We start from the raw sequence: 5,695 nt of genomic DNA on the forward strand, positions 1-5,695 counted from the left end.
GTCATGATAATAGGGCCTTCTGATTAGAAGGCCCTATTATCAATGATTTTTATCCTCGTGACGACACTATCTAAAAAATTAACAAATTTAATGGTGTCTTTTTATGGCAGAAACAAAATCGCAACGGTCTGGGATCCTCGTGACCCTGACGGCAGTGTTCGCGGCGTTTTGCGGACTCTATTTACTCATCGGCGGCGGCTGGCTTGTTGCCCTTGGCGGCTCCTGGTACTACCCCATCGCTGGGGTGGTCATGCTGGGCGTCACCGTGCTTTTATTGCGGCGCAAGCAGTCAGCACTGTGGCTTTACGCCGCCCTGCTGCTGGCCACCATGATCTGGGGCGTGTGGGAAGTCGGCTTTGACTTCTGGGCGCTCACCCCGCGTAGCGACATTCTGGTGTTCTTCGGCATCTGGCTGATTCTGCCGTTTGTCTGGCGCAGACTCGTTTTCCCGTCCGGCGGCGCGGTTGCCGCACTGGTGGTGGCGCTGCTGGTAAGCGGCGGTATCCTCACCTGGGCGGGCTTCCACGATCCGCAGGAAATTAACGGTACCCTGAGCGCAGACGCCACCCCGGCAGAGCCGATTTCTCAGGTTGCCGATCAAGACTGGCCTGCTTACGGGCGTAACCAGGAAGGTCAGCGCTGGTCCCCGCTTAAGCAGATCAACGCCGATAACGTGCATCAGTTGAAAGAAGCCTGGGTCTTCCGTACCGGCGATTTAAAGCAGCCGAACGATCCGGGTGAAATCACCAACGAAGTGACGCCGATTAAAGTTGGCAACATGCTGTATCTCTGCTCGGCCCACCAGCGTCTGTTCGCACTGGATGCGGCAACCGGGAAAGAAAAATGGCACTTCGACCCGCAGCTCAACACCAACACCTTCTTCCAGCATGTGACCTGCCGCGGCGTGTCTTACCACGAAGCGAAGGCCGATAGCGCGCCTGCGGACGTAGTGGCTGACTGCCCGCGCCGCATCCTGCTGCCGGTGAACGACGGTCGTCTGTTTGCATTGAATGCCGATACCGGCAAACTGTGCGAAACCTTCGGCACCAAAGGCGTGCTGAACCTGCAAACCAACCAGCCGGTGACGACGCCAGGCATGTACGAACCGACTTCACCGCCGATTGTGACGGATAAAGTGATCGTTATTGCCGGTTCCGTGACGGATAACTTCTCCACCCGTGAAGCGTCTGGTGTGATCCGTGGTTTTGACGTCAATACCGGTAAGCTGCTGTGGGCATTTGACCCGGGCGCGAAAGATCCTAATGCCATCCCGGATGACCAACATAAATTCACCCTGAACTCGCCGAACTCCTGGGCACCTGCGGCCTATGACGCGAAGCTGGATCTGGTGTACCTGCCGATGGGCGTCACCACCCCGGATATCTGGGGCGGTAACCGTACGCCGGAACAGGAGCGTTATGCCAGTGCCATTGTGGCGCTGAATGCGACCACCGGTAAGCTTGAGTGGAGCTATCAGACCGTTCACCACGATCTGTGGGATATGGATCAGCCGTCCCAGCCGACGCTGGCGGATATCTCCGTCGACGGCAAAACCGTGCCGGTTATCTACGCTCCGGCGAAAACGGGCAACATCTTCGTGCTCGATCGTCGTAACGGTCAGTTAGTCGTTCCCGCTCCAGAGCAGCCTGTACCGCAGGGCGCAGCCAAAGGCGACCACGTCAGCCCGACTCAGCCGTTCTCTGAACTCACGTTCCGTCCGAAGAAAGATCTGAGCGGCGCGGATATGTGGGGCGCGACCATGTTCGACCAACTGGTGTGCCGCGTGATGTTCCATCAGCTGCGCTATGAAGGCATCTTCACGCCGCCGTCTGAACAGGGCACGCTGGTGTTCCCGGGTAACCTGGGGATGTTCGAGTGGGGCGGTATTTCCGTCGATCCGAACCGTCAGGTGGCGATTGCTAACCCTATCGCCCTGCCGTTCGTTTCCCGCCTGATCCCACGTGGCCCGGGTAACCCGATGGAGCCACCGAAAGATGCGAAAGGCTCAGGTACCGAAACCGGTATTCAGCCGCAGTACGGCGTACCGTATGGCGTAACGCTGAACCCGTTCCTGTCACCGTTTGGCCTGCCGTGTAAACAGCCGGGCTGGGGGTATATCTCCGCACTGGATCTGAAAACCAACCAGATTGCGTGGAAAAAACGTATCGGTACGCCGCAGGACAGCCTGCCGTTCCCGATGCCGTTTAAACTGCCGTTCAATCTGGGGATGCCGATGCTGGGCGGCCCGATTTCCACTGCCGGTAACGTGCTGTTTGTTGCAGCAACGGCGGATAACTATCTGCGCGCCTACAACATGACTAACGGTGAGAAACTGTGGGAAGGCCGCCTGCCAGCCGGTGGCCAGGCAACGCCAATGACCTATGAAGTGAATGGCAAGCAGTACGTTGTCATCTCTGCCGGCGGTCATGGATCGTTTGGTACGAAGATGGGCGACTATATTGTTGCTTATGCCCTGCCAGACGAGAAGTAAAAGCCAAAAGGCAACATAAGTTGCCTTTTTTAGTGTTTTCTCCCTCTCCCCGTGGGAGAGGGAACTGTATGAAGCCGATTTTCCTAAACCGTAAACCCGAACATCATCCCCGTATCTTCATGCTCAAGCAGATGGCAGTGCGCCATATAGGCAAACTCCTTCGGCGCGTCGTGAGCAAAACGGACCAGCACTTCGCTTTTCGCCCCTTCAACGCTGACGATATCCTTCCATCCCGCACGATGCGCAGCGGGCGGTTTACCGTTCTCCGACACAATACGGAACTGCGTACCGTGAATGTGGAACGGGTGCAGCATCATGTCGCCTTCACCCGAAATCACCCAGCGCTCCCAGGTCTCTTTCTGCGCGGCGAACGCAGGCGTCTGCATATCAAACGCCTTGCCGTTAATACGATTGGCGTTATGGAAATCCATCCCATCGCCACCGTGATTCATCTGCCCCATACCACCATGGTTCATACCGCCGTGATTCATCTGCATCTGACCATGGTTCATATTGCCATGATGCATGCCCATCCCGCCCATCGCGGCACCGCCGTATTTCTGCTGCAGGGCCTGCATCCCCATCATATCCAGCATCGGATCCATAGAGAGCTGCAAAGTCCGTTGGGTCAATCCGTCCAGCGCAGGCAGTCCCGGCAGCGTCGACAATGTATCAGGCAGAATGCCGGATGCCGTCACCACCACCGGTTGGATACGCAGCAGCGGATAGGGCTTATCAAAGGGCACTACCGCCATGCCCATCTGCTGTACGGGCTGTGTGACCAAATCGAAGACTTTGTTGTCGCGGGTTTCCACCAGCACCTCAAAGCGCTCACCTGGTAGCATCGCCAGCTCACTGACTTTCACCGGCGCATTCAGCAAGCCACCATCGCTGGCAATCACATACAGCGGACGGTTATCGCTGGCGGCCACGTTGAGTGAACGGGCGTTACAGCCATTGAGCAAACGTAAACGCAGCCAGCCGCGCGGTGCCGCATGCTGTGGATAGACCGCGCCGTTGGTCAGTAGCGTATCGCCAAACCACCCTACCGCCGCGCTCATCACATCCAACTGATAATCAATCTGCCCGTCAGCGGTAAAACGCTTGTCCTGCATGATGACCGGAATATCATCAATGCCCCACTGCTGCGGCAGTCGTAGCTTGCGGCTATTTTCATCTTCAATCAGCAGCAGCCCGGCCAGCCCCATCGCCACCTGATGGCCGGTTTTGCCGTGTTGATGGGGGTGAAACCAGCAGGTCGAGGCCGGCTGATCGGGAGTAAACGAGACCATACGGCTGTCGCCGGGTTTAATCACCCCCTGCGGCCCACCATCCACTTCGCCAGGAATTTCCAGCCCATGCCAGTGCACGGTGGTCTCTTCCGCCAGCGCGTTGCGAATCGAAACGTTAACGGTTTTCCCCTGACTCAACTGGATAGCCGGCCCCAGCAGGTTGCCGTTATAGCCCCAGGTTGTCGCACGTTTACCCGCAAACGTCGATGTCCCCGCCTGAACGGTAAGCTGAATATGGTTTTGCGCATCGGCGCTCAGCAGCGGAGGAATCGGCAGCGCAGGTCTTTCTGCTGCCAGCAAAGAACGACTCCACAGCGGAAGCGCGCTCACCACGCCCAGTGCAGCGGAGTATTTCAAAAAATCACGACGTTGCATGTCCCTTTCCTTATTTGATCAGCCTGGAATTTGAGCATAAACCCTCCCCTTGCCGGAAGGTCAAGAAAAGAGGCTTGAATCGGACGATAATAAATATCGTCGCCTCGCCAACAGTGTGCTAACGTTTAATTTCCGTTATGCCGTGGTAGAAATAATGAAGACGTTTTTCAGAACAATTTTGTTCGGCAGCCTGCTGGCTGTCTCCGCTAATAGCTATGCCCTGAATGAATCCGAAGCGGAAGATATGGCCGATCTTACAGCTGTGTTTGTCTTTCTGAAAAACGATTGCGGCTATAACAACTTACCTAATGGTCAGATTCGCCGGGCGCTGGTTTTCTTTGCACAGCAAAATCAGTGGGACCTGAGTAATTACGATTCCTGGGATATGAAAACGCTCGGTGAAGCAAGCTACCGCGACCTGAGTGGCATCCGCATTCCCACCGCAAAAAAATGCAAAGCGCTGGCGCGTGACTCGCTCAGCCTGCTCGCCTACGTGAAGTAAGTTATTTCCAGCGGGGGACGCTGACCGTGCATCCACGGTCAGAGTTAGCTATGATGTTGCGCCTGTTTTGAGCAGGTGTTAACAAAGGAGCAACCTATGGCCGATAACACGCTGTGGCACGAAACGCTGCACGACCAGTTTGGGCAATACTTTGCCGTTGATAAGGTGCTGTACCACGAGAAAACCGAGCACCAGGACCTTATCATTTTCGAAAATTCCGCTTTTGGCCGCGTAATGGCGCTGGATGGCGTGGTGCAAACCACCGAACGCGATGAATTTATCTATCACGAAATGATGACCCACGTTCCGCTGCTCGCTCATGGCCGTGCGAAACACGTGCTGATTATCGGCGGTGGCGATGGCGCCATGCTGCGTGAAGTGACTCGCCATAAAAACATCGAAACCATTACCATGGTGGAGATTGATGCCGGTGTCGTCTCCTTCTGCCGCCAGTATCTGCCGAAACACAACGCCGGTGCGTACGACGATCCCCGTTTCCAGCTGGTTATCAATGATGGCGTGAACTTTGTTACCCAAACCACGCAAACCTTTGACGTGATCATTTCCGACTGTACCGATCCGGTCGGCCCTGGCGAAAGCCTGTTTACCTCCGCCTTTTACGAAGGCTGCAAGCGCTGCCTGAATCCTGGCGGCGTTTTTGTGGCGCAGAACGGCGTCTGCTTCCTGCAGCAGGATGAAGCGCTGGATAGCCATCGTAAGCTTGGCCATTATTTCGCTGATGTCAGCTTTTATCAGGCGGCCATTCCCACCTATTACGGTGGCATTATGACCTTTGCCTGGGCCACGGATAACGAAACGCTGCGCCATCTTTCCAGCGAAATTATTCAGGCGCGTTTCCATACCGCAGGCCTGACGTGCCGTTATTACAACCCGGCCATCCACACGGCGGCATTTGCCCTGCCGCAATATCTGCAAGACGCGCTCTCTTCGCAGTCGTCCTAGATAGTGTCGTCACGAGGATAAAAATCATTGATAATAGGGCCTTCTAATCAGAAGGCCCTATTATCATGACTA

At 55.8% G+C, this 5,695-nt stretch carries 4 protein-coding genes; 3 read left to right on the plus strand and 1 reads right to left on the minus strand.

Translation table 11 applies throughout. The features are described from left to right. Positions 1 to 103: 103 nt before the first annotated feature. Positions 104 to 2,491: a glucose/quinate/shikimate family membrane-bound PQQ-dependent dehydrogenase gene (locus ACSZPU_RS22605; RefSeq protein WP_499003390.1), complete on the plus strand. Its 2,388-nt coding sequence runs from the start codon at positions 104 to 106 to the stop codon at positions 2,489 to 2,491. Positions 2,492 to 2,574: 83 nt separating this feature from the next. Here the strand turns inward: ACSZPU_RS22605 and cueO are convergent, their stop codons facing one another. Beyond that, positions 2,575 to 4,158, minus strand: coding sequence for a multicopper oxidase CueO (gene cueO / locus ACSZPU_RS22610; RefSeq protein WP_499003393.1), 1,584 nt, complete (start codon positions 4,156 to 4,158; stop codon positions 2,575 to 2,577). 154 nt (positions 4,159 to 4,312) lie between these two features. Between cueO and ACSZPU_RS22615 the strand changes: the two genes are divergently transcribed. Together ACSZPU_RS22615 and speE are read left to right on the plus strand one after the other, a co-directional pair. Further along, positions 4,313 to 4,660: a YacC family pilotin-like protein gene (locus ACSZPU_RS22615; protein ID WP_499003395.1), complete on the plus strand. Its 348-nt coding sequence runs from the start codon at positions 4,313 to 4,315 to the stop codon at positions 4,658 to 4,660. Between the two features lie 96 nt (positions 4,661 to 4,756). Further along, the gene (gene speE / locus ACSZPU_RS22620; protein ID WP_499003397.1) at positions 4,757 to 5,623 is read left to right on the plus strand and encodes a polyamine aminopropyltransferase; all 867 of its coding nucleotides are present in this window, start codon (positions 4,757 to 4,759) and stop codon (positions 5,621 to 5,623) included. The last annotated feature ends 72 nt before the right edge of the window (positions 5,624 to 5,695 follow it).

It is taken from the genome of Phytobacter sp. V69, from assembly GCF_965644215.1.
Classification (GTDB): Bacteria; Pseudomonadota; Gammaproteobacteria; order Enterobacterales; family Enterobacteriaceae; genus Phytobacter.

What these genes read in the sequence shown, in the direction of transcription:
- ACSZPU_RS22615 (WP_499003395.1), top strand. Translation starts at nt 4,313, where the DNA reads ATGAAGACGTTTTTCAGAACAATTTTGTTCGGCAGCCTGCTGGCTGTC.
- cueO (WP_499003393.1), bottom strand. Translation starts at nt 4,158, where the DNA reads ATGCAACGTCGTGATTTTTTGAAATACTCCGCTGCACTGGGCGTGGTG.
- ACSZPU_RS22605 (WP_499003390.1), top strand. Translation starts at nt 104, where the DNA reads ATGGCAGAAACAAAATCGCAACGGTCTGGGATCCTCGTGACCCTGACG.
- speE (WP_499003397.1), top strand. Translation starts at nt 4,757, where the DNA reads ATGGCCGATAACACGCTGTGGCACGAAACGCTGCACGACCAGTTTGGG.